Below are 22,846 nucleotides of genomic sequence, written 5' to 3'. Positions count from 1 at the left end.
GAACGATGCGCTGGTCAGCCGAGGCGGCGCAGGCCGCGCCAGCGTCCGGAGGAGGCCTGGGGCTGCTCGTCGTCCTCACCGCGCAGGAACCGCGTGATCACCGGGCCGACCCGCTCGGGGCTGTCCAGCAGCGCCATGTGGCCGCCGCCCTCGACCACGTGCAGGCGGGCCTTGGGGATGAGGGTCTTCATCACCTTGTGGTTGACCAGTGGGGTCACCGGATCGTCATCACCGGCCACGATCAGCGTCGGCTGCCGGATCGCCCACATCCAGGGCAGGCTCGACCAGCCCCAGAGCGGCACCATCCGGAACACCGCGTGCCGCATGCTCGTCGGCCGGCTCACGTGCAGCTGCGACATGAGCTCGGGTTCCTCGCGCAACCGCCCACCGAACATGTCGCCGGCTACGCGTTCCATGCGTGGCGGGCGATAGCTGGACGGCTGGATGAAGTGCCAGAACGCCTTGAGATTGCCCGGCACGGCACCTCCTCCGTAGGAGGTGGAGACCAGCACCAGCCGGTCGACGTGGCGCGGGTGCATGAAGGCCATCTGCTGGGCGACCGCGCCACCGAAGGAGGCACCGAGGACGTGTGCCTTCTTGATGCCCATCAGATCGAGCACGAGCGTGCCGAGCTCGGCCAGGGTGAACATGGTCATGGGCACCCGGGGCAGTTGTGACTTGCCGATGCCGGGCGGGTCGAACGCGATGGTGCGGAATCCCTTGAGGTAGGGCAGCAACGTCTCCCAGAGGTCGACCTCGCCGAAGATGCCCGAGTAGAGCAGCAGCGGTGGGCCTTCCCCCCAGACCTGGACGTGCAGGTTCAGGCCACGGATGTGGATCTGCTGATGGGTTACCTCGGCCTTCGAGATGCCCGAGAGCAGGTCGAGGATGTCATCGGAGGACATGTCGGCTCCTCGAGATGGAGCGATGGGACTGGACGGGGGAACCTGCTCGATCGGGGCAGGCGGCAACCGGGTGGAACGGAGCTGAACAGTGCTTCACGATGATCATCACAAATCCGACACCAGAGGTCTATGCAGCTGAACGAACGGTCGGTTACATTCTGCTCCCAGGACGGCTGTGCGGCAAGGCATCGAAACCCCCGGCTCGCTCACAAGGACATCGCAGCAGTCGCTTGCTCCGCACGATGCGCAGGCCCACTCGTCCGCCGGCGGGTCCCCCGCCGGACCGTTTGCCCGTCGACTGTACGGAGGCGCACCGCATGTATACGTTTGCTGCTCCTCTCGACCGCGCCGAGCGCCTCAATCCGACCGGACGTGCGCTGGTCTTCGAGGGCCGAGAACGCACTTACGCCGAACTCGCCGCGCGGTGTCGTCGGCTGGCCGGCGCGCTGCGTGACCTTGGTCTGGCCAAGGGTGACCGGGTCGGCATGGTCGGGCCGAACTCCGATCGCTACTTCGAGCTGTACCTCGCGGTGCCGGCGTCCGGCTGTGTGTTCGTTCCCGTCAACTCGAGGCTCGCCCCGTCCGAGATCACCGCGGTGCTGGCCGATGCCGGTGCCCGGGTGGTGTTCATGGAGGGCGACTTCCCGGTGCCCGAGGGCGTCGAGCGGGTGATCCGCATCCCCGACGAGTACGAGGCGCTCCTGGCGGCGTCCGAGGAGGTCGAACTGGGGGAGGGGGTCGTCGAGGACGACCTCGCGGCGTTGTTCTACACCTCCGGCACCACCGGTCTGCCCAAGGGGGCGATGCACACCCATCGCGGGCTGATCTCGAGTGGGTTGCACCTGATGGCCACCTGGCCGTTCGACGTCGACACCCGGTGGATGATCGCCTCGCCGCTGTTCCACACCGGGGGCACTTTGGCGATCTTCTCGACGCTCTGGCACGCCGGTCAGCACGTGCTGATGCCGAGCTTCGACGCCCGCAAGGCGGTTCAGCTGATCGAGGACGAGAAGGTCACCCACACCCTGCTGGTGCCGACCATGCTCGCCGCGGCCACCAAGGAACAGCTGGCCCACCCGCGCGACGTCAGCTCGCTGCGCTACCTCAGCCACGGCGCCTCGCCGATCTCGGCCGAGACCCTGCACCGGGCGCGAGAGGCCTTTCCCGACGCCGAGCTGATGCACATCTACGGCACCACCGAGACCACACCGATCACGACCCTGCTGACCCACGAGGAGCGGTTGCTCGACACCCATCTGGTGGGTACCTGCGGCCAGCCGGCCGTCGGCGTGCAGGTCCGGGTGGTCGACACCATGAGCGGCAGCGAGTGTGGACCCAGCGACGTCGGTGAGCTCATGGTGCGCAGTTCGAGCGTGATGCAAGGCTATTGGAACAAGCCGGAGGAGACCGCGAACGCCTTCCTCGACGGCTGGTACCGCACCGGCGATCTGGGCTACCGGGACGGGGCCTCGAACATCTTCCTGGTCGATCGGGCCAAGGACATGATCGTGACCGGTGGCGAGAACGTGTACTCGGTCGAGGTCGAGAACGCCCTGGCCTCCCACCCGGCCGTCGACGAGGTGGCCGTGTTCGGCGTCCCCGATGCCAAGTGGGGCGAGGCCGTGCACGCGGTGGTCGTGGTGGTGCAGGACAGCGTCACCGAGGAGGAGCTGATCGAGCACTGCCGCCGGCACATCGCCGGCTTCAAGGTGCCCAAGTCGATCGACCTGCGTCAGGCGGCGCTGCCGAAGTCGGCCGCCGGAAAGATCCTCAAACGCGATCTGCGCGAGCCGTTCTGGGCCGGCCAGACGGTTCAGGTATCAGGGAGTTGATCATGCGCAGTACCATGCCGGACTTCCCGTTGACCATCCGGCACATCCTCGAGCACGGACGCGACACCTATCCGGACAGCCAGGTGGTGACCGCGACCCGGGACTCGGCGCGCCGGATCGACTTCGTCGCCCTGGCCGCGCGCGCGGGTCAGCTGGCGAACGGCCTGGCCCGCCTGGGGATCGGCCCGGGCGACCGGGTGGGCACCTTCGCCTGGAACGCCCAGGAGCACCAGGAGGCCTACCTGGCGGTGCCGTGTTCGGGTGCGGTGTTGCACACCGTCAACATCCGGCTCGACCCGGAGCACATCGCCTACATCATCAATCACGCCGAGGACCGGGCACTGCTCGTCGATGCCAGCCTGGCCCCGGCGCTCGCCCCGGCGTTGCCCAAGCTGACCACGGTGAAGCACCTGATCGTCTTCGGTGACGGCGACCGGTCGCTGCTTCCCGGGGCCATCGAGTACGAGGACCTGCTCGACGGGCAGCCCACCGACTTCGCCTGGCCGGACCTGCCCGAGTCGACCGCCGCGGCGATGTGTTACACCAGCGGCACCACCGGGCCGCCCAAGGGTGTGGTGTACAGCCACCGGTCGACGTTCCTGCACAGCCTGGGGGTCTCCTCGGGTGAGGCGCTGGGCCTGAACCAGCGCGACCGCGTGCTGCCGGTGGTGCCGATGTTCCACGGCAACGCCTGGGGTCTGCCGTACGCCTGCTGGATGGTCGGTGCCGATCTGGTGCTGCCCGGGGCCTTCGCGAGCCCGCCGCGGCTGGCCCGGTTGATCGCCGACGAGCAGGTCACCATGGCCGCGGCGGTGCCGACGGTGTGGTGGGACATGCTCGGCCTGGGGAGCGACACTCTCGGCCTCGACTCGCTGCGCATGATCATGTGCGGTGGCGCGGCCGTGCCGCGCGCGCTCATCGAGGCCTACCAGTCCGAACTCGGCGTCCTGGTGGTGCAGGGGTGGGGCCTGACCGAGACCAGCCCCGTGGCCTCGCTGGCCTTCCCGCCCAAGCACGCCACACCGGAGCAGTCGCTGGACCTACGTGCCACGGCCGGGCAGGTGCTCGGCGGGGTCGAGGTGCGCATCACCGGTTCGGAGGGCGAGGTACTGGCCCGTGACGGCGTCGCCGTGGGCGAGATCGAGGTGCGCGGGCCGTGGGTCACGCAGGCGTACTACCTCGACCCCACGCCGGACAAGTTCCACGACGGCTGGCTGCGCACCGGCGACGTCGGGTCGATCGATCCCCGAGGGTTCGTGCGGATCAGTGACCGGGCCAAGGACGTCGTGAAGTCCGGTGGCGAGTGGATCTCGTCGCTGGACCTCGAGGCGGCCCTGCTGGAGCACCCCGCGGTGCGCGAGGTGGCGGTGATCGCAGCCCCGGACCAGCGCTGGGGGGAGCGCCCGTTGGCGTGCGTCGTCACCACCAGCGGCGCCCGCGTGACGCCCGAGGAACTGCGTGAGTTCCTCACCGGCCGGGTGGCCCGGTGGTGGCTGCCGGAGAAGTGGACCTTCATCGACGAGGTGCCGCGCACCAGTGTCGGCAAGTACGACAAGAAGTTGCTGCGAGCTCGCCTGGCAGACGGCGAGCTCGACGTCCGATCGGGGGGACCGGCACCCGGCCAGAGCGGCTGAGCCCCAACGGATCCCCGCCAGAACTGCACCACCGAACGCCAGAACGTCTCCAGACCAACTCGCACAGACCGGGAGCGCACAATGCCAGAAGCTGTGGTCGTCGCCATTGGCCGAACGCCGATCGGCCGAGCCATGAGGGGATCGCTCATCGACGAGCGCCCCGACAACCTCGGCGCGCTGGTCGTCGACGAGGTACTGGGGCGCATCCCCCAGCTCGACCGCACGACGGTGGACGACGTCATCGCCGGGTGCGCGTTGCCCGGTGGCGAGCAGGCCCACAACATGGGCCGCATCGTCAGCCTGTTGGCCGGCGTGAACGCCCCGGGGACGACGGTGAACCGGTACTGCTCGTCCTCACTGCAGGCAGTGCGGATGGCCTTCCACGCCATCAAGGCCGGTGAGGGCGATGCGTTCGTGTGCGTGGGCATCGAGTCCACCACCCACTCGCCACTGGGCGTCTACGCCGACCAGCCCGAGACCCAGAACCCGCGGCTGTTCAAGGGCAACCGTGAGGGGCTGCCCAACGCCTACATGCCGATGGGCCTGACCGCCGAGCGGGTGGCCGACGAGCAGAACGTCAGCCGCGAGGACATGGACCGGTTGGCGGTGCAGAGCCACAGCCGCGCCGTCGCCGCCCAGAAGGCGGGCTACTTCGAGAACGAGATCATCCCGGTGCCGCTGTCCGGGGGGCGTCTTGCCGACATCGACGACAGCCCCCGACCCGAGACCACGATGGAGTCCCTGGCCGGTCTGCGCGCGGTCTTCCGCCGCGACGGCAAGGTCACCGCCGGCAACTCCTGCCCGCTCAACGACGGGGCGGCCGCTACGGTGATCATGTCCGACACCCGGGCCGCCGAACTCGGCATCACCCCGATCGCCCGTATCATCTCGACCGGGGTCAGCGCGCTCGAGCCGGAGCTGATGGGCCTGGGCCCGATCGCGTCCTCCCAGCAGGCGCTCGCGCGCGCGGGCATGAGCATCGACGATGTCGACATCCTCGAGATCAACGAGGCGTTCGCCGCGCAGGTGATCCCCTCGGCACTCAGCCTGGGGGTAGACCCGTTCAGCGAGAAGCTCAACCCGCTCGGCGGCGCGATCGCGTTGGGTCACCCGTTCGGGATGACCGGGGTGCGCATCCTCACCACGTTGCTCAACGGCTTGAAGGTCAAGGACAAGTCCGTCGGGCTCGAGACCATGTGCGTCGGCGGTGGCCAGGGCATGGCCATCGTGGTGGAGCGGCTGGCCTGATGGCCACCTCGCGTGAGTCGGACTCCCCGGGGGAGGAGGGGACGCCGACGCCGCCGTCCACCTCGCCCGGGGATCCGGCTCACGCCGTGGACGACGAGCACGCGGCGACCCATCTGGCCGGTGGCGCCGGTGCCGTCGTCGGGCCGAGCCCGTTCGTGGGCTTCGGGTTACGCGATGCGATCAGCGGCCTGGGCGTGCTGGGCCGGCGCTCGCTGCGCAACCCCAAGGCTCTGGTCGCGGGCACCCCCCGCGCGGCCTGGCACCTGCTGCGGATCGGCACCGGAAAGTCCCCGGTGGCCCCCGAACCGGGGGACAAGCGCTTCCGTGACCCGGTCTGGCAGACCAACCCGCTGTTCCGCGCCCTGATGCAGGGCTACCTGTTCCTCGGCCACGAGGCCGACGAGGTGGTCGAGCACCTGGGCCTGGACCAGAAGGACGTGGAGAAGGTCGAGTTCGTCATCCACCTGATCCGCGAGGGGCTCGCCCCGACGAACAACCTGCTCACCAACCCGGTCGCCCTGCGCGAGCTGAAGCGCACCCGGGGCCGCAGCATCGTGCGCGGCGCCGGCCACCTGGTGCACGACGTCCGGCGCAATCACGCGATGCCCTCGCAGGTGAACCGCAAGCCGTTCCGGGTCGGCGAGAACCTGGCCGTCACCCCCGGTGCGGTGATCCACCGCACCGAGATGATGGAGGTGATCCAGTACACCCCGCAGACGCCCCAGGTGTACGCGCGGCCGATGCTGGTGATCCCGCCGCAGGTGAACAAGTACTACGCTCTCGATCTCGCGCCCGGGCGCAGCATGTACGAGTACCTGCTGCAGCACGGCATCCAGGTCTACGGCATCAGCTGGCGTAACCCGACCAAGGCGCAGCGGGACTGGGGCTTCGACGCCTACGCGGCGCAGGCGCTCGAGGCGGTGGACGTCGTCCGCGAGGTCTCGCGCAGCGCGGACGTCAACGTCATGGGCGGCTGTGCCGGCGGGATGATGGTCTCGATCCTGGCTGCGATCCTGGCCGAGCACGGGGACCGGCGGATCCACTCGGCGACCACCCTGGTCACCCTGTTGGACAGCAAGGTGGACGCCGAGATCCTGCTGTTCGCCTCGCCGCGCACCGTGGCGGCGGCCAAGCGGATGTCGGGCAAGCAGGGTGTGCTCGACGGGTGGAAGATGGCCCAGGTCTTCGCCTGGCTGCGACCCAACGAACTGATCTGGAACTACTGGGTCAACAACTACCTGCTGGGCAAGGAGCCGCCGGCCTTCGACATCCTGGCCTGGAACGCCGACACCACCCGGCTGCCGGCGCAACTGCACCACGAACTGCTCGAGATCGTCACCGAGAACCAGCTGGCCACCCCCGGCCGCGTGCGCATCCTGGACACCCCGGTCGACATCTCCGCGATCGACATCGACACCTACGTGGTCGGCGGGCTGACCGATCACATCACCCCGTGGGGCGGCTGTTACCGCACCACCCAGATGGTCGGCGGCAGTAGCGAGTTCGTGCTCTGCTCCAGCGGGCACGTGCAGAGCCTGGTGGCCGCTCCCAGCCACCGGGGCCTGGCCTATTACGTCAACCCGGCCACCCCGGCCGACCCCGACGAGTGGTTCGCCGGGGCGCAACGCCACGAGGGCACCTGGTGGGAGCACTGGGTCCAATGGCTCGGCGAGCGCTCCGGACGGCGGCGGCGCGCCCCCGCCAAGCTCGGCAACGCCGCTCACCCCGTGCTGGAGAAGGCACCGGGAACCTATGTCCGGCAATGAGATCCACGACAGTTCACCCGACCCCCACCGGATCTGCGAGACCGCCGCTGCGCGGAAGAAGAGGAGTACCCGATGAGCACGACTGAGACCCGAGTTGCCCTGGTGACCGGCGGGACGCGGGGTATCGGTGCCTCCATCTCGCGTGTGCTGGCCGCCGGCGGCGCCAAGGTCGTCGCGGTGTACAACAGCCACGCCGACTCGGCCGAGGACTACGCCAAGCAGGCCGCCGCCGACGGCCTGGACATCGAGGTCCGGCACGCCAATGTGGCCAACCCCACCGACTGCCAGAGCGTTGTGGACGCCGTGGTGCGCGAGCACGGCCGGCTCGACTACCTGGTGAACAACGCCGGCATCGTGCGTGACCGCACGGCGATCAAGATGCAGCTGCTCGACTGGGACCAGGTCATCAAGACCAACCTGTACGGGCCGTTCTTCCTGGCCAAGGCTGCCCTGCCGCACTTCATCGAGAGCGGTTTCGGCCGCATCGTCAACATCAGCTCGTTCGTGGGTGAGACCGGGCGGATCGGCCAGTCGAACTACGCCGCGGCCAAGTCGGGCCTGTTCGGCCTGACCAAAACGCTCGCCCTCGAGACGGCCGGCAAGGGGATCACGGTCAACTGCGTGATCCCGGGCGCCATCGAGACCGAGATGTCCGGCAAGCTGCCTGCCGAGATCCTGCAGGCGGTCCTCGACATGGTGCCCATGAAGAAGATGGGCTCGCCCGAGGACATCGCCGAGGCAGTGCAGTTCCTGTGCTCGGACAAGGCCGGCTACATCACCGGCGCGTTGTTGCCGGTCGCCGGTGGCCTGTTGATGATGTGAGCCCGACGGCCGACGATGGGTCCGCGTGCTGCTCTCACCGAGGCGGCACGCGGACCATGCCCTCCTGCGCGGCCGACGCGACCAGCACACCGTCCCGGGTGTAGAACCGGCTGGTGCCCAGGCCCCGGGCGCCTTGGGCGCTGGGGCTGGTCACGTCCACGAACAGCCACTCATCGGCGCGCACCGGACGGTGGAACCACATGGCGTGATCGAGACTGGCCACCCGCAGGCCCGGCAACGCGAACATCACGCCGTGGCGGCGCAACACCGGCTCGAGCTGGGAATAGTCGCTGGCATAGGCGAGCACCGCTGCGTGCAGCGCGGGGACGTCCTGCGCGCCGGTGAGCGGGCCGTGCGTGCGCAGCCAGAGCTGCTGGCGGGCCACCTGCCCGGGAGCCGGCTCGACGTAGGCGGGCGGGGTGACGTGACGCAGATCGATCGGACGCTGACGCAGCCACCGCCGCGGCCCCTCGTCGGTGATGTGCGCATAGCGCTCGGCCAGGGTCGGCAGCTGCTCCGGGGGCGGCACGTCGTCCGGCATGGGCTCGGCATGGTCCAGACCCTCACCCGGTGCCTGGAACGAGGCGGCCAGGGTGAGGATCGCGCGGCCGTACTGCATCGCCAGGACCCGTCGTGCCGAGAACGACTGGCCGTCGCGCAGCCGTTCGACACCGAAGGTGATCGGTTCGCGGTCGTCCCCGGCGCGCAGGAAGTAGGCGTGCATCGAGTGCACCGGGCGATCGAGCCCGATCGGGTCGACGGTGCGTTGAGCCGCCACCAGCGCCTGGGCCAGTACCTGGCCGCCGTAGATCCGGCCCCAGGGCTGCGGCTGGCTCTCGCCGATGAAGGTGTCGGCGCCCAGCCGGGGCTCGGCGCGCAGGTCGAGCAGCTGCACCAGGCCCTCCAGCGTGCCGGACGGCGCCACGTCGTCCGCGCCCGCGCGGTCCGGGTGCTCGTCCGGTGGCGTCGAGTCGACGGGCTGTGGTCCCCCGGTCACGTGCTGCTCTGTCACGTCATCTCCTGTCCTCGCGTGTCCAGGGCCATCATCGGCCGTCGCACGTCGGTACCCGACGCCGGGGTGAGCGACACCGATTCGTCCGACGGCTCGTGGCGGACGCCGCGTGGGGCACCGTCGTCACCGAACGGCCCGAGGCGCGGCAAGCTTCCGGGCGCGAGTTTCGCCGCCCGTCACGTCACCAGGAGCGCGTCTCAGACGAAAGGCTTGGCGCGCTCGAGCAGTTCCTCCAGGCCTGGCTCGGCCGGGTTGCGGGGCTTGCCGGGGTGGATGATCGCGACCTGGCAGTTCTCGGCGGCCTCGACGAGCTCGGCGTAGGTCCCGGCGTCCGGGTCGGCGACATAGGCCTGGCGGTTCTCGTTGTAGGCGAACATCCGGTTGTTGAGCTGCGTGCACTCATTGCACGTCGAACACCGTGCCGTCTCGATCCAGGGCAGGTACGGGTCACGCTCGTCGGGCAGTTCGTCGTCCTCGTCCTCGACGGCGACCGCGGCGGCAGCAGGCACGGCACCCGCCCCGGACGGCGCTGCGCCCGGCACCGACCCGGTCACCGCAACCGCGCCGGACGTCGTCCGGGCCGTCAGCAGCTCGGCGCGCTCGATCTCCCACTGGGCGCGCTCGACCTCCACTGCTCGCGCCGCGAAAGAGCTGTGGACGCCGCCCAGCTCCTGCAGGCGTCGCCACTGCCCGACCGTGCGCCCGGCCAGGCGCAGCATCGGCCGGTCCACCAGGACCCGGTGCAGCCCCTCCTCGGCATCGGCCATCAGCAGGTAGGGCAGCTCACCGGCCCAGGCGTCGGTGCCCTTGGCCAGGTGCTCGGCGAACGGCACCTCGGTGCCGCTGCTCTCGTCGTCGCCGGCCAGCGCCAGGTGAGGGAGGAACCGGGCGTCGCCGGCGAACAGATCGGCCGCGGTGAAGGGCAGCTCGACCCGCTGTCGCTGCAGCTCCTCGTCGGCGAACTCCAACGAGTGCACCGGCCAGTCGGCCTCGAGCTGCGGGTTGCCGCGCAGGCTGAACCGGTCGGCCCAGGTCGGCCCGGCGGCCGGGTCGTAGCAGTAGGCCGGGAACACCCGCGACTCGAGTGCCGCGGCTGCCGCGATGAAGGGGGGCAGGTCGCCCATCCACTGACCGGCACCGGTGTAGACGGTGAACAGCGCCGATCCGGGGGTGGCACACCCCCGGGCCACCTGGCCGGCGGCCACCGCCAGCGCCGAGATCGGCACCTGCAGCACGAACGCCTCGCCGTCGCCGAGGGCGGCACCGGTCATCAATCGGGCCGACAACCCACTGGCACTCTGGTTGATCCGGTGCGGGACCAGGTCGTTGACGCATACCAGCGCCTTGATCGGCAGCCCGTCCGAGAGCGCTTCGAGCAGCGCCACGTCGTCCCCGGCGGCCAGGGTCTCGGCGTCGCAGTGCACCAGGTACTCCGGGAACATCTCCAGCAGATCGGCGTCCAGGTCGGCGACGCTCCAGGTCTCGAACAGGGCGTCGTGGGTATGGCCGTGGTAGCGACCGTCGATCTCGAGCTCGGCGATCACGAGCGCCTTGGCGAGCTCCGTCGTGGCCGACACCCGTTCGTGGTGGGCAGCGATCGCCTCACGCGGGGTCTCGTAGACGAACGGGTAGCCCTCGTGGCCGGCCACCGGAACGAACTGCTGGTCCTCGAGCACCGTCAGCAGTCGGCGCACCCGAGCCCGCCGGGTGTCGGACAGCACGAAGGCCGGCCGGTTCTCGGTGAGCAACCGGGACAGCGCCGTGACGTCGAGTTCGTCGGCGAACCCGATGCCGATCGAGTGGGCCAACCGGTCCGGGGTCAGGCCGGCGGGGGAGTTGGCCTGTTCGGCGTCCAGGATGTCGGCCAGCCCGCGGCGCAGCCGGTCCATCCGGGTGGCCAGCCGGCTCACCCGGGCTGCCTGGACGACGGACCACGCGTGGATGACGATCCGCCGCGGGCTGTCGGTGGTGCACGCCACCAGGTCGCCGTCCAGCCCGCCGGCGGCTCGTGCGGTGGTGAGCTGGGCCAGGATCGACGCCAGCGCGTCGTCCGACTCACTGAGCTGCTCGCGCGAGGCGGCCACCGCCGCGGACCAGCGCGTCGCCAGCGGGCTCACGCCCTCCTCGGCTCGGCGGCGCAGTTCCTGCTCGAGGGCCAGTGCCACGGCTCGCACCTGCTCGGCGCTGTCGCTGCCCGCCTGCTCGACCACCAGGTCCACCAGGTCGTCGATCACGGCCGACAGGGCGCGCACCGGCCGGACCGGGTCGTCGACGAGGATCACCGGGAAGTCGTGGCGCAGCTCCTCCAGCCGCCGGTAGGCGGCCAGCGGAGCGGCCCGCAACCCGAGGTCGGCGACGTCACCGAGCTGGGTCTGCGCCGTCCGGCCGGTGAGGTAGAACGCGGCCCGGTCCTGCTGACGGTTCGGACGGCGCTGGCGGGCCTTGGCGCGCAGGGCCTCGACGATCTCACTCATCCGAACCTGCCCGCTCGGCCACGGCGAACTTGTCGAACTCGGTCTCGAGCAGCCGGCGAACCGATTCGGCGGAGTGCGTCACGTTCTCGCGCAGGATCTGGTCGTGCCGCGGCACGCTCGGGTCGTGGTAGAGGATGCCGATCGGTAACGGGTCCGTCGAGGACGCCACCTCGCGGGCCCGGTGGATGTCGGACGGGTCGTGCTCGAGGGTGTTGCGATAGAGCAGCTTGGTCGACGAGCTCAGCGAGAGAGCCTTCTCGTGGTGCAGCAACTGCACCCGGCTCGGATCGTGCAGCCACGGGTCCAGCAGCGACGGCATCCACTCCGGGCAGCGCTGGATGATGCGGACGAAGGCGAGCCCGTCGTGGTGGAAGGCGGCCTGCACGATGTCGTAGAGCACCTCGGGGATCCAGTCGGCAGCCTGGGCCACGAACGAGACGTTCTGGATGCCGAGGGTGACCGTCAGCGGGTTCAGGGCCTCGAGCCGCGACCCGCGAGGGGTGGTGTTGGAGATGGTGTTCGTCGGCGAGGTGGGGGAGGCCTGCTTCTTGGTCAGGCCGTAGATCTGGTTGTCGTGGACCATCACGACCATCTTCATGTTGTAGCGGATGGCGTGGATCCAGTGCGCGGCCCCGATGCTGAAGCAGTCGCCGTCCCCGGTGTTCACGAACACGTGCAGGTCGGGCCGGGCCAGCCGGATGCCCTCGGCCACCGGCAGCGAGCGACCGTGGATGCCGTGGAAGCCGTAGGTGTTCATGTAGTGCGGCAACCGGCTCGAGCACCCGATGCCGGACACGAACACGGTCTTCTCCGGCCGCAGCCCCTCGTCCCGCAGCAGCCGTTGCAGCGCCGCGAGGACCGCGTTGTCGCCGCAGCCCGAACACCATCGGGGAATGGCCTTCTGGTAGCCCTCGATCTCGACGCGCTCGTCGTACAACCGCAGCAGGGACTCGGCCGCACCCTGGGGTGTGGAGCCGTTGTGCAGCAGCTCGGTCATCGCCGACCCACCTTCCTCGAGATCACGCGGTGCACGGTGCCGGGCTTGATCGGGTTACCGCCGACCTCGCTCCAGGAGTCGACGTCGACCAGGTAGCGCGAACGCAGCAGCATCGCCAGCGATGAGTGACGCCGGTTGGACTCGTCGATGAGCGGGTCGTCCGGGTTGTCGCTCCAGTTGCCCTCGACGGTCATCACCTGCTCGAACCGTTGCATGATCTCCTTCAGGCCACCGGGCAACGGGTGGACGAAGCGCAGGTGCAGGGACGAGACCCGCAATCCCTCCTCGCGCGCCCGGGCTGCAGCCTCCTCGATCGCCCCCTTCGTGCTGCCCCAGCCGATCACCAACAACTCGCCCGAGTCACCGCCCACCACCGGTGGGGTGACCAGGGTGCGTTGCAGCGCCGCGAGTTTGAGGCTTCGAGCGTGCATTCCCTGCTCGTTGGACGCCGGGTCGTAGGCCACCCCGGCCTCGGCGTCGTGAGCCAGACCGGTCATGGTGTACATCCCTCCCGGCTGGCCGGGGACGAACCGGCGGGCGAGCCCCGTGTCGGCGTCCCAGGCGTACGGCGCCAGGCCCTCGGGCACCTGGCTCTGGTCGACCGGCGGGGCCAGCCACGCCGGGTCGAACCGGGGCCGGGGGAAGGGTTGTTGCGCGGTGGCCAGGCTCGCGTCCGACAGGACGACGACCACCATGTTGAAGGTCTCGGCGATCCGTCGCGCCGCGATCACCGAGTAGAAGCAGTCCTCGATCGTGCTCGGGGCGATCACCACCTTGGGGGCGTCACCGTGGCTGCCGAAGATGGTGGTCATCAGGTCGCCCTGCTCGACCTTGGTGGGCTGGCCGGTGCTCGGCCCCCCGCGCTGCACGTTCACCACGACGAGCGGGATCTCGCCCATCACCGCCAGCCCGATGGCTTCCTGCTTGAGCGAGTACCCCGGCCCGGACGTGATCGTCACCGCGCACTTGCCGGCGTAGGAGGCGCCGATGGCGAAGGTGCAGGCCGCGATCTCGTCCTCGGCCTGGTGCACCATCCCGCCGACCTTGGCGAAGATCTCCGACAGGTAGTGCGAGGCCGAGGTGGCGGGCGTGATCGGGTACATGGCGCAGATCTCCATGCCCGAGGCCACCACGCCCAGCGCCAGCGCGGTGTTGCCGTTGACCACGATCTGGTCGCCGGCGGTCAGGGTGGCGGGCATGTCGAAGGCGAAGGGCAGGTTGGCCTGCGCCCAGGCGTACCCGGCCTCGAGCAGGCGGGTGTTGCTCTCGATGAGCTGGCGCGACTTCTTGCGAAAGGTCAGCGCCACCTGGTCGCGCGCCAGCGCCAGATCGAAGCGGAAGACGGCGCTGAGCATGCCGAGGGCGAACATGTTCTTGCCCTTGCGCGGGTCACGCACGATCTTCTTGCACTCGCGTTCCATCGGGATCTCGATCACCCGGTAGCCGGCGGCGACCAGGGCGTCGTAGGTCTCGGTGTAGGACGCCACCACCGCGGGGTCGCGGTGCTCGCGCCACATGTTCTCCAGCAGGATCGTGCAGCCCGGGCGCAGCTCGTTCATCCGGACCCGGCCCAGCAGCACCTGCTCGTTGAAGGCCACCACCAGGTCGGCGGCGTCCCCACCGTTGGTGATCCGGCCCGACCCGAGCCGCACCCGGTTGCCGCTGGCCCCGGCGACGCTGCGCGCCGGCGGCTGGATCTCGGCGGGAATGATCTCGACGGTCCAGATCCCGTACCCCGAGCGGGCGGCGATCGCGCCGAAGGACTGGCCGCACCGTTGGGCGCCCTCACCGGAGTCGCTGATGATCTCCACCACGTGCTCGGTGACCCGGGTGAGGCTGGGGCCACCGGCGCGGGCGTGGTCGGTGTCCCCGGCCGATGCCTCCTGCGCCTCGGAAACGGTGCTCATGGGGCCGGCGTCCTCTCGTTGCGGTCGCCGGTCTCGGCGACGTCCTCGGGCAGGTCGGCGACCAGCTGCAGCGGGGCGAAGTTCCGCTCACCGGCGGGCAGGCCGAAGACGATCGGCTCGCCCGGCTCGCGGTAGCGCCGGCGCGGATCGCGGATCGCGAGGTAGTCCTTGATGGCCGCGGCGGCCCGTCGTCCGGCGCCCATCGCCTCGATCACGGTGGCGGCGCCGGTGACGATGTCGCCACCGGCATAGACGCCGATGATCGAGGTGGCCATCGTCTCGTCGACCTCGAGGTAGCCCCGCTGGTTCATGGTCAGCTGCGAGGTCTGACCGATGATCGGGTTGGCGTTGGTGCCGATGGCGAAGACCACCTGGTCACAGGCGAACTCGAACTCGCTGCCGGGTACCGGCACCGGGCGGCGTCGCCCGGAGGCATCGGGCTCGCCGAGCTCCATCTGCACACAGCGCATGCCGCGTACGGCGCCGGTGCCGTCGTCCAGCAGCTCGACCGGGTTGGTCAGCCAGTGGAACTCGACGCCTTCCTGCTCGGCGTGGTGCACCTCCTCCACGCGGGCCGGGGCCTCGGCCCGCGAGCGCCGATAGATGCAGTGCACCCGCTCGGCGCCCAGCCGGATGCCCATCCGCATCGCGTCCATCGCGGTGTTGCCGGCGCCGACCACTGCCACCTCGCGGCCCAGCGGGATCGGGGTGTCGTAGACGGGAAACTCCCGGGCGTGCATCAGATTCGCCCGGGTGAGCAGTTCGTTCGCCGACAGCACGCCCTTGAGCGAGTCCCCCGGGATGCCCAACATGGTCGGGTACCCGGCGCCGGTACCGATGAACACCGCGTCGAAGCCCAGCTCGGTGACCATGTCCTCGATGGTGAACAACCGACCCACCACGGTGTTGGTGATGAACTGGACGCCGAGTTTCTCGAGATTGGTGATCTCGGCGTCGATCACCTCGTTGGGCAGCCGGAAGTCGGGGATGCCATAGCGCAGCACCCCGCCGGGCAGGTGCAGGGCCTCGAAGACGGTGACCTCGCAGCCGGCCTTGGCCAGGTCGGCGGCGCAGGCCATGCCGGCCGGGCCGGAGCCGACGACGGCCACCCGGTGGTCGGTCGCGACGATGTGCGGACGCCGCGCCCAGTCGTTGGCGATCGCCAGGTCACCGATGTAGCGCTCCAGCCGCCCGATCGCCACCGGCTCCAGGGAGTCGGCGACGGTGCAGACGCCCTCGCACTGGTTCTCCTGCGGGCACACCCGCCCGCAGACCGCGGGCAGCAGATTGGACTCGGCGATGGTGTCGTACGCGCCCCGCGGATCGCCCGCATTGATCTTGCGGATGAAGGTGGGGATGTCGATGGACACCGGGCAGCCGCGGATGCAGACCGGGTCGGCGCAGTCCAGGCACCGCTGTGCCTCCCGGGTGGCCTCGGCCTCGTTGTAGCCCAGAGTCACCTCGGAGAAATTGCGAGCCCGTTCGGCGGGATCCTGCTCGCGAGCGGGTGTGCGCTCCTGAGGAATGGTGCGGATGGTCCGCTTGGCCGCCACGGTCAGGCCTTTCCGTCGGTCGGCAGGCCGGAGACCAGGGTCTCGGCAGAGGCCTGCTCGGCGCGCTGACAGGAGTGTTCCCAGGCGTCCACGGCCTGGGATTCCGTGGGGCGGAAGCTGCCGAGCCGGTTGATCAGCTCGGCGAAGTCGACCTGGTGGGCGTCGAAGTCGGGGCCGTCGACGCAGGCGAACTTGACGCCGTCCTTCAGTCGCACCCGGCAGCCGCCGCACATACCGGTGCCGTCGACCATGATCGGGTTGAGACTGACGCTGGTGCGGACGCCGCGTGGCCGGGTGACCTCGGCGCAGGCGGCCATCATCACCGGCGGGCCGATCGCCACCACCTCGTCGACGTCGTCGTAGCTGTCCAGCGCCAGGGTCAGCCCGTCGGTGACGCGACCCTGGATGCCGGCAGACCCGTCGTCGGTGCACAGGATCAGGTCGTCACAGACCTCACGGAACTTGTCCTCCCAGAACACCAGCCCTGCGCTGCGGAATCCGAGGACGCCGACCACCCGGGTGCCGTTCTCGTGGAACGCCCGCGCCTGCGGGAACGTCGGGGCCACGCCCAGCCCGCCGCCCACACAGATCACCGTGCGCAGCCGGTGGATCGGGCTGGGCATGCCCAGCGGGCCGGCGATCCCGTAGAGCGTGGTGCCCACCTGGGCGTCGCGCTGCAGCTCGAGGGTGGACTTGCCGACCGCCTGCACCACCAGGGTGATGGTGCCCGCCTCGCGATCGAAGTCGGCCAGGGTCAGCGGGATGCGCTCGCCCTCGGGATGGGACATCACGATGACGAATTGCCCCGGCAGGGCGGCCCGTGCCATCAGCGGGTGGTGCACCTCGAGCAGATAGCTGACGTCGGAGAAGTCCTGCCTGGCCACGATCTCGAAGGAACTGGCAGGAACCCCGCGGGCACGAGAGCCACCGGGGCGACGACGGGACGCACGTTGCATGAGAGCTCCCTGGAGCCGAGCACGCCATTGTGTTCAGGCCCCACGGGCGGGCGGCTCCCCCGGCAGCTGCGCCGGTGAGGCCGACCGTCGGGTCGGGGGCAATTTCATTGAACAGTGCGTCCTCGTGCGGGCGTCGCCGATGGATCCTGCCGATGTCGGCCCAGCGGCGGGAGTTGTGCGACGGACGGCAGTGGAGTCGGTTCGGTGGCGTCAGCCGGGGACGCGGATCATGCCCTCTTGGGCCACCGAGGCCGCCAGGAGGCCGTCGCGGGTGAAGATCCGCGACAGACCCAGCCCTCGGGCGGCCTGGGCCGAGGGGCTCGCCATCTTGATGCCCGGTTCGGCGAAGGTGTGGCCGTGGCGGCGCAGCACCGGCTCGAGCATCGAGTAGTCGCTGGCGTAGGCGAGTACCGCTGCGTGCAGCGCGGGCGTGTCCACCGCGGCCGGCACGGGGCCGGTGGTTCGCATCCAGATCCGTTGTCGAGAAACGTGTCTCGGGTTCGGGGACGCCGTCCGGCATCGTCGGACCCTGCTCGCTCGAGGGGATCATCGACGCACTGTGATCCCTCGGTCACTTTCAGCTCACTCACGCCGGCTTCTGTCGTGAGTGCGTGTCGAGGTTCATCATCGGCTGTCGGACGTCGGTGCAAGACTCATCGGGAACGGACACCCGCTCCATTCGACAGCTCCATCCGACAGCTCCATCCGACAGTTCGACTCGACCAGTTCGCTGGAGGCCGCCATGCGGCGCACCATCTTCACCGACGAGCATCACGCCCTGCGCGCCTCGGTGCGCGAGTTCCTCGACCGTCACGTCCGGCCCCGCCACGAGGAGTTCATCGCGGCCAAGGCCATCCCCCGCGAGATCTGGCTGGAGGCCGGCAGACAGGGCTTCCTGGGGTTGCAGGTACCCGAGGAGTACGGCGGTGGTGGCGTGGGCCACGACTACCGGTTCACCGCGGTCTTCGCCGAGGAGTTGTCGGCCGTGTCGGCAGCCTTCAGCTCGTGCCTGGGCATCCATTGCGACGTGAACGCTCCCTATCTGGTCGAGCTGACGACACCGGAGCAGAAGCAGCGATGGTTGCCCGGCTTCGCTGCGGGCGAGATCGTCACCGCCATGGGCATGACCGAGCCGGGTGGTGGCTCCGACCTGGCGGCCTTGAAGACCACCGCGGTGCGCGACGGCGACGTCTGGGTGCTCGACGGCTCCAAGACCTTCATCACCAACGGCTACGGCGCCGACCTGGTGATCGTCGCGGCACGGACCGACCCGGCCCAGGGCGCCAAGGGCATCTCGCTGTTCGCCGTCGAGACCGGGATGGCGGGGTTCAGCCGCGGCCGCAAGCTCGACAAGGTCGGTCAGGACGAGTCCGACACCGCCGAGCTGTTCTTCTCCGGCGTCCGGGTGCCCGCCGCGAACCTGATCGGCACCGAGGGCCGCGGCTTCATCCACATGATGGAGCGTCTGCCCCAGGAGCGGCTCGGGGCGGCCGTCTGCAACATCGCCCATGTGAGCACGATCCTGGCCGAGACGATCGAGTACACCAAGCAGCGCAAGGCCTTCGGTCAGGCGATCGGCACCTTCCAGCACAACAAGTTCAAGATCGCCGAGCTGGTCACCGCCGTCGAGGTGACCCAGGCCTTCGTCGACCAGTGCGTGATGGCGCACGTGGCCGGCGAACTGAGCGCCATCGACGCCGCCAAGGCGAAATGGTGGAGCGCCCAGGTGCAGAACGACGTGCTGGACGTGTGCGTCCAATTGCACGGCGGCTACGGCTTCATGAACGAGTACCGCGTGGCCCGGGCCTGGCGGGACGCCCGGGTGACCGAGATCTGGGCGGGCTCGAACGAGATCATGAAGGAGCTCATCGGTCGGGACCTCGGGCTGTGAACCCGGTCGAGGGCCACGGCGCGGCGCGGCCGGGCGCGCCGCGGCGCTTCGAGGGCCGGGTCGCCCTGGTCACCGGGGCCAGCCGGGGTATCGGGCTGGCCATCGCCGAGCGCCTGGTGGCCGAGGGCGCCCGGGTCGGGATCACCGCCCGCGGCGCCGAGGCGCTCGCCGAGGCGGTGGCGGCGCTCGGCGGCCCGCGCCACGCGATCGCGATCGCCGGCCGGGCGGACGACGACGAGCACCGCCGCGAGGCCGTCACCATGCTGGTCGAGACCTTCGGGGGCTTCGACGTGCTGGTGAACAACACCGGCATCAACCCGATCGCCGGCCCGCTCATCGCCACCGACCCGGACGCGCTGGCCAAGACCTTCGCGGTCAACGTGGGGGCGAGCATCGCCTGGACCGGTCTGGCCCTGGAGGCCGGGCTCGGCCGGCGCGAGGGCGCCGCTGTGGTCAACATCACCTCGGTCGCCGGTCTCGCCCCGGCGCCGCCGCTGGGCGCCTACGGCGCCAGCAAGGCTGCCTTGATCCATGTCACCGCGCAGCTGGCCCTGGAACTCGCCCCCGCTGTCCGCGTGAACGCCGTCGCGCCCGCGGTGGTCAAGACGGCCTTCGCGCGGCTGCTGTACGAGGGCCGAGAGACAGACGTCGCAGCGAGCTACCCGCTGGGCAGGCTGGGAGTGCCACAGGACGTCGCTGCCGCGGTAGCGTTCCTGGCCTCGCCCGATGCGTCATGGATCACCGGTCAGACGCTCGTGGTGGACGGGGGAGTGAGCATGGCCGGTGGGCTGACAGGAGGTCGGGCGAGCGGATGAGCAGTATTGCGACATCCATGCGGGCATGGCAGGTCCCTGCCCTCGGCGAACCTGCCGAGGTGATGCAGCTCGTCGAGCTGCCGGTGCCCGAGCCCGGCCCGGGCCAGGTGCTGGTCGAGGTGTGGGCCGGTGCCCTCAATTTCGCTGATGTCCTGTTGGCCCGAGGTCACTACCAGGACCGGCCCGAGCTGCCGTTCACCCCGGGTCTCGAGCTGTGCGGCCTGGTGGTCGCCGTCGGCGAGGGGGTCTCGCCGCATCAGGTGGGCGAGCGGGTGATCGGCACGGTGACCCTGCCGCACGGCGCCCTGGCGACCCATGCGATCTGCGCGGCGTCCGAGGTCATGCCGGCGCCCCCGGGGCTGGACGACGTCCACGCCTCGGCGATGCACATCGCCTATCAGACCGCCTGGTTCGCGCTCTACCGCCGGGCGGCACTGCGCGTCGGGGAGCACGTCCTGGTGCACGCCGCGGCCGGGGGAGTGGGCAGCGCTGCCGTGCAACTGGCGCTCGCGGCGGGCGCGCGGGTGATCGGTGTCGTCGGCGATGCCGGCAAGGTCGAGGCCGCGCGCAGGCTGGGGTGCGGCACGGTCATCGATCGCAGCACCACCGACGTGCGCGAGGCCGTCCTGAAGGCCACCGACGGGCACGGTGCCGACGTGGTGTTCGATCCGGTGGGGGGCGAGGCGTTCGAGGTCTCGACCAAGGTGGTGGCGTTCGAGGGGCGGATCGTGCTGGTCGGGTTCGCCAGCGGCAAGATCCCGACGCCGGCGCTCAACCATGCGCTGGTCAAGAACTACTCGATCCTGGGGCTGCACTGGGGGCTCTACCGCACGAAGGCGCCACAGCTGGTCGCCCGCTGCCACGACGACCTGGTGCGATTGTCCTCGGCGCGCGCGGTGCGTCCGCTGGTCACCGAGCAGTTGTCGTTGGCCGATGCGGCCGACGGATTGCGCCGGCTCGGTGAGGGGTCCACGACCGGGCGCCTGGTGGTGCTGCCGACCTGAGCCCTCCACGGGCCGGGTGGGCCGGGTCGGGCGGGGTCCGGTCGGGGTCTGGTTGCGTCGGGCGGAGGAAGACGGCGGTGAAGACCCCTCCCCTTCACCGACGTCCTGACCTCCGGGGGTTCATTCGCGCTGGGTCGCCTCTTCGTTACACACCGGTAGAAGGTGACGGGTCATCGGCATCATGGCTCGGGCCGGCCGGGCCGGAGAGCCCGGCTGCAGCGGCCAGTGCCCGGGGCAGGTCGTCGTGGATCGGGAAGGCCTGGTGCAACCCCGTGATGGTCAGGACGTCGCGCACGGGGCCGCGGCATCCGGCCAGGTGCATACTGCCGCCGCTCGCTCGCAGCCGGCGCAGCCCGCCGATCAGAACCCCGAGACCCGAGGAGTCCAGGAAGCTCAGCTCGGTCATGTCGACCACCACCCGGGCCACCGGGTCGCTCTGGGCGATCTCTCTCATCAGGCGGCGCAGGGCCGGGCCGGTGTAGAGATCGAGTTCCCCGCGCAGCACCACCACCTGGCACCCGTCGCGGCGATAGGTGTGCAGGACGTGGCGGCGAGGGTGACCGAGGGAGAGCCGATCCAGCCCGATGCGCCGGGTGTCGAAGGACTCCTCCACATCGCCCCCTCCGTGCCGGTCGAGCGGCCGGTCGAGTGGTCGACCGGTCGCCTCAGCCCTCGCGCTGATTGACCAGGCTGATCGCCGCCCGCTCCAGGTAGTCCCACAGTACGGCGGCCTGCGGCGGCGGCAGGTGCAACGCGTCGACCGCGACCCGCATGTGCGAGAGCCAGTGATCGCGGGCGGCCGGCCCGACCGGGAACGGCGCATGACGCATCCGCAGCCGGGGGTGGCCCCGTTGCTCGCTGTACGTGGTGGGGCCGCCCCAGTACTGCTCCAGGAACATCCGCAGCCGTTCCTTGGCCGGGCCGAGGTCGTCGGCCGGGTACATCGGGCGCAACAGCTCGTCCGTGGCGACGCCCTCGTAGAACGCGTCGATCAGCCGCACGAAGGTGTCGTGGCCGCCGATGAGCTCGTAGAAGCTGGTCGCGGCCGCGGTGTCCTGGGTCTCCACCCCTCCATTGTGAACCCCATGGTGAACCGAGGCGGCTGTCAGCGGGTCAGCGGGTCCGGGGGCCGGACGGTGAGTGGTCGAGGCTCGGGGCCAGGGCGATGCCGTCCGCATCGAACCGCTGCTTGATCCGCCGGCGCAGTTCGCGAGCGACGTCGTCCTGGGCCTCGGCCTCGGTGCGCACCTCGAGGCGCAACACGACCGCCTCTGCGGTGAGCTGCTGCACCCCGACCACCTTGGGCGGGTCGAGCACCCGGTCGGCCAGACCCTGCTGTTGCGCCACCTCCTGGGCCACCTCGAGCAGCACGTCCGAGGCGCGCTCGACGTCCGCGTCGTAGGCCACGGCGACGTCCAGCGTGGCGTGCGACCAGCCCTGCGAGGCATTACCCACCCGCAGCACCTCACCGTTGCGCACGTACCAGACCGTGCCGTCGTGCGCCCGCAGGCGGGTCACCCGCAGCCCCACCGCCTCGACCACGCCCTTGACCCCGGCCAGCTCGACGTCGTCCCCGACGCCGTACTGATCCTCGACGATCATGAACAGGCCGCTGATCACGTCCTTGACCAGCGACTGCGCGCCGAAGCCCACGGCCACGCCCACGATCCCGGCGCTGGCCAGCAGCGGTGCCACCGGGATCGAGAGCACGTCCATCACGGTGAGCAGCACCACCGTGCTGATCACCGCCGTCGCCAGGCTCTGCAGCACCGAGGCGGTGGTGCGGGCGCGCTGTTCGCGACGCTCCATCAGCAGCGGGGCGGCGACGATGCGCGTCACGCTGACCCGATCCTCGAACCGGGCCAGCCCGGCGGTGCCGGCGGCAATGCCCCGCACGATGCGATCGATCAGGCGGTGGGCCAGGTAGCGGGCCACCACCCCGGCCACCACGATCGCGACGATCCGCAGCGGGACGCCGAACAGCGGGTCGGCCCAGGTGCCGTTCCAGGGCCAGCGTGCCGGGATCAGGC

The 22,846-nt window shown here is 70.2% G+C and carries 19 protein-coding genes; 8 read left to right on the top strand and 11 right to left on the bottom strand.

Going from position 1 to position 22,846, the window contains the following annotated elements; all coding sequences use genetic code 11:
• Window positions 1-14: 14 nt before the first annotated feature.
• Complete coding sequence (locus tag IPK24_17080; protein MBK8077230.1) at window positions 15-905, bottom strand: alpha/beta fold hydrolase; 891 nt, start codon at window positions 903-905, stop codon at window positions 15-17.
• 317 nt (window positions 906-1,222) lie between these two features.
• Between IPK24_17080 and IPK24_17075 the strand changes: the two genes are divergently transcribed.
• From IPK24_17075 to IPK24_17055, 5 genes are all read left to right on the top strand, one after another.
• Window positions 1,223-2,737, top strand: coding sequence for a long-chain-fatty-acid--CoA ligase (locus IPK24_17075; protein MBK8077229.1), 1,515 nt, complete (start codon window positions 1,223-1,225; stop codon window positions 2,735-2,737).
• Between the two features lie 2 nt (window positions 2,738-2,739).
• Window positions 2,740-4,371 carry a long-chain fatty acid--CoA ligase gene (locus tag IPK24_17070; protein ID MBK8077228.1) on the top strand — a complete coding sequence of 544 codons (1,632 nt, stop codon included), beginning with the start codon at window positions 2,740-2,742 and terminating at the stop codon, window positions 4,369-4,371.
• Window positions 4,372-4,452: 81 nt separating this feature from the next.
• A complete protein-coding gene (locus IPK24_17065) occupies window positions 4,453-5,619 on the top strand; it encodes an acetyl-CoA C-acyltransferase (GenBank protein ID MBK8077227.1) in 1,167 nt (388 codons plus the stop codon).
• The gene (locus IPK24_17060; protein MBK8077226.1) at window positions 5,619-7,385 is read left to right on the top strand and encodes an alpha/beta fold hydrolase; all 1,767 of its coding nucleotides are present in this window, start codon (window positions 5,619-5,621) and stop codon (window positions 7,383-7,385) included. Before IPK24_17065 ends, IPK24_17060 begins: the two co-directional genes overlap by 1 nt.
• 72 nt (window positions 7,386-7,457) lie before the next feature.
• Window positions 7,458-8,207, top strand: coding sequence for an SDR family oxidoreductase (locus tag IPK24_17055; protein ID MBK8077225.1), 750 nt, complete (start codon window positions 7,458-7,460; stop codon window positions 8,205-8,207).
• Between the two features lie 34 nt (window positions 8,208-8,241).
• Here the strand turns inward: IPK24_17055 and IPK24_17050 are convergent, their stop codons facing one another.
• The 7 genes from IPK24_17050 to IPK24_17020 form a co-directional block, all read right to left on the bottom strand.
• Complete coding sequence (locus IPK24_17050; protein ID MBK8077224.1) at window positions 8,242-9,132, bottom strand: acyl-CoA thioesterase II; 891 nt, start codon at window positions 9,130-9,132, stop codon at window positions 8,242-8,244.
• Between the two features lie 284 nt (window positions 9,133-9,416).
• Window positions 9,417-11,693 carry a hypothetical protein gene (locus IPK24_17045; protein ID MBK8077223.1) on the bottom strand — a complete coding sequence of 759 codons (2,277 nt, stop codon included), beginning with the start codon at window positions 11,691-11,693 and terminating at the stop codon, window positions 9,417-9,419.
• Window positions 11,686-12,690 (bottom strand): 2-oxoglutarate oxidoreductase, encoded by a 1,005-nt coding sequence (locus IPK24_17040; GenBank protein MBK8077222.1) that lies wholly within the window; start codon window positions 12,688-12,690, stop codon window positions 11,686-11,688. The genes IPK24_17045 and IPK24_17040 overlap by 8 nt, the downstream gene beginning before the upstream one ends.
• Window positions 12,687-14,597 (bottom strand): 2-oxoacid:acceptor oxidoreductase subunit alpha, encoded by a 1,911-nt coding sequence (locus IPK24_17035; protein MBK8077221.1) that lies wholly within the window; start codon window positions 14,595-14,597, stop codon window positions 12,687-12,689. The genes IPK24_17040 and IPK24_17035 overlap by 4 nt, the downstream gene beginning before the upstream one ends.
• Window positions 14,594-16,156 carry an NADPH-dependent glutamate synthase gene (gltA, locus tag IPK24_17030; protein ID MBK8077220.1) on the bottom strand — a complete coding sequence of 521 codons (1,563 nt, stop codon included), beginning with the start codon at window positions 16,154-16,156 and terminating at the stop codon, window positions 14,594-14,596. The genes IPK24_17035 and gltA overlap by 4 nt, the downstream gene beginning before the upstream one ends.
• Window positions 16,153-17,106 (bottom strand): sulfide/dihydroorotate dehydrogenase-like FAD/NAD-binding protein, encoded by a 954-nt coding sequence (locus IPK24_17025; GenBank protein ID MBK8077219.1) that lies wholly within the window; start codon window positions 17,104-17,106, stop codon window positions 16,153-16,155. Before IPK24_17025 ends, gltA begins: the two co-directional genes overlap by 4 nt.
• A gap of 210 nt (window positions 17,107-17,316) precedes the next feature.
• Window positions 17,317-17,574 carry a hypothetical protein gene (locus tag IPK24_17020; protein MBK8077218.1) on the bottom strand — a complete coding sequence of 86 codons (258 nt, stop codon included), beginning with the start codon at window positions 17,572-17,574 and terminating at the stop codon, window positions 17,317-17,319.
• Between the two features lie 274 nt (window positions 17,575-17,848).
• Between IPK24_17020 and IPK24_17015 the strand changes: the two genes are divergently transcribed.
• Genes IPK24_17015 through IPK24_17005 form a run of 3 tightly spaced genes read left to right on the top strand, consistent with a single transcriptional unit; the run spans window position 17,849 to window position 20,816 of the window.
• On the top strand, window positions 17,849-18,997 hold the full coding sequence (locus IPK24_17015; GenBank protein ID MBK8077217.1) for an acyl-CoA dehydrogenase family protein: 1,149 nt from the start codon (window positions 17,849-17,851) through the stop codon (window positions 18,995-18,997).
• A complete protein-coding gene (locus tag IPK24_17010) occupies window positions 18,994-19,812 on the top strand; it encodes an SDR family oxidoreductase (GenBank protein ID MBK8077216.1) in 819 nt (272 codons plus the stop codon). Before IPK24_17015 ends, IPK24_17010 begins: the two co-directional genes overlap by 4 nt.
• Before the next feature lie 17 nt (window positions 19,813-19,829).
• Window positions 19,830-20,816: an NADPH:quinone oxidoreductase family protein gene (locus tag IPK24_17005; protein MBK8077215.1), complete on the top strand. Its 987-nt coding sequence runs from the start codon at window positions 19,830-19,832 to the stop codon at window positions 20,814-20,816.
• Window positions 20,817-20,961: 145 nt separating this feature from the next.
• Here IPK24_17005 and IPK24_17000 read toward each other — a convergent pair whose 3' ends face one another.
• From IPK24_17000 to IPK24_16990, 3 genes are all read right to left on the bottom strand, one after another.
• Window positions 20,962-21,357: an STAS domain-containing protein gene (locus tag IPK24_17000; GenBank protein MBK8077214.1), complete on the bottom strand. Its 396-nt coding sequence runs from the start codon at window positions 21,355-21,357 to the stop codon at window positions 20,962-20,964.
• Window positions 21,358-21,481: 124 nt separating this feature from the next.
• Complete coding sequence (locus IPK24_16995; protein MBK8077213.1) at window positions 21,482-21,994, bottom strand: globin; 513 nt, start codon at window positions 21,992-21,994, stop codon at window positions 21,482-21,484.
• The gene (locus IPK24_16990) at window positions 21,930-22,844 is read right to left on the bottom strand and encodes a mechanosensitive ion channel family protein (protein MBK8077212.1); all 915 of its coding nucleotides are present in this window, start codon (window positions 22,842-22,844) and stop codon (window positions 21,930-21,932) included. The genes IPK24_16995 and IPK24_16990 overlap by 65 nt, the downstream gene beginning before the upstream one ends.
• Window positions 22,845-22,846 lie beyond the last annotated feature (2 nt).

The sequence above is a fragment of the Kineosporiaceae bacterium genome (assembly GCA_016713225.1).
In the GTDB taxonomy this organism is placed as follows: domain Bacteria; phylum Actinomycetota; class Actinomycetes; order Actinomycetales; family Kineosporiaceae; genus JADJPO01.
The sequence above is the reverse complement of the archived record's forward strand: the minus strand, read 5'-3'. Positions and strand labels throughout refer to the sequence as shown.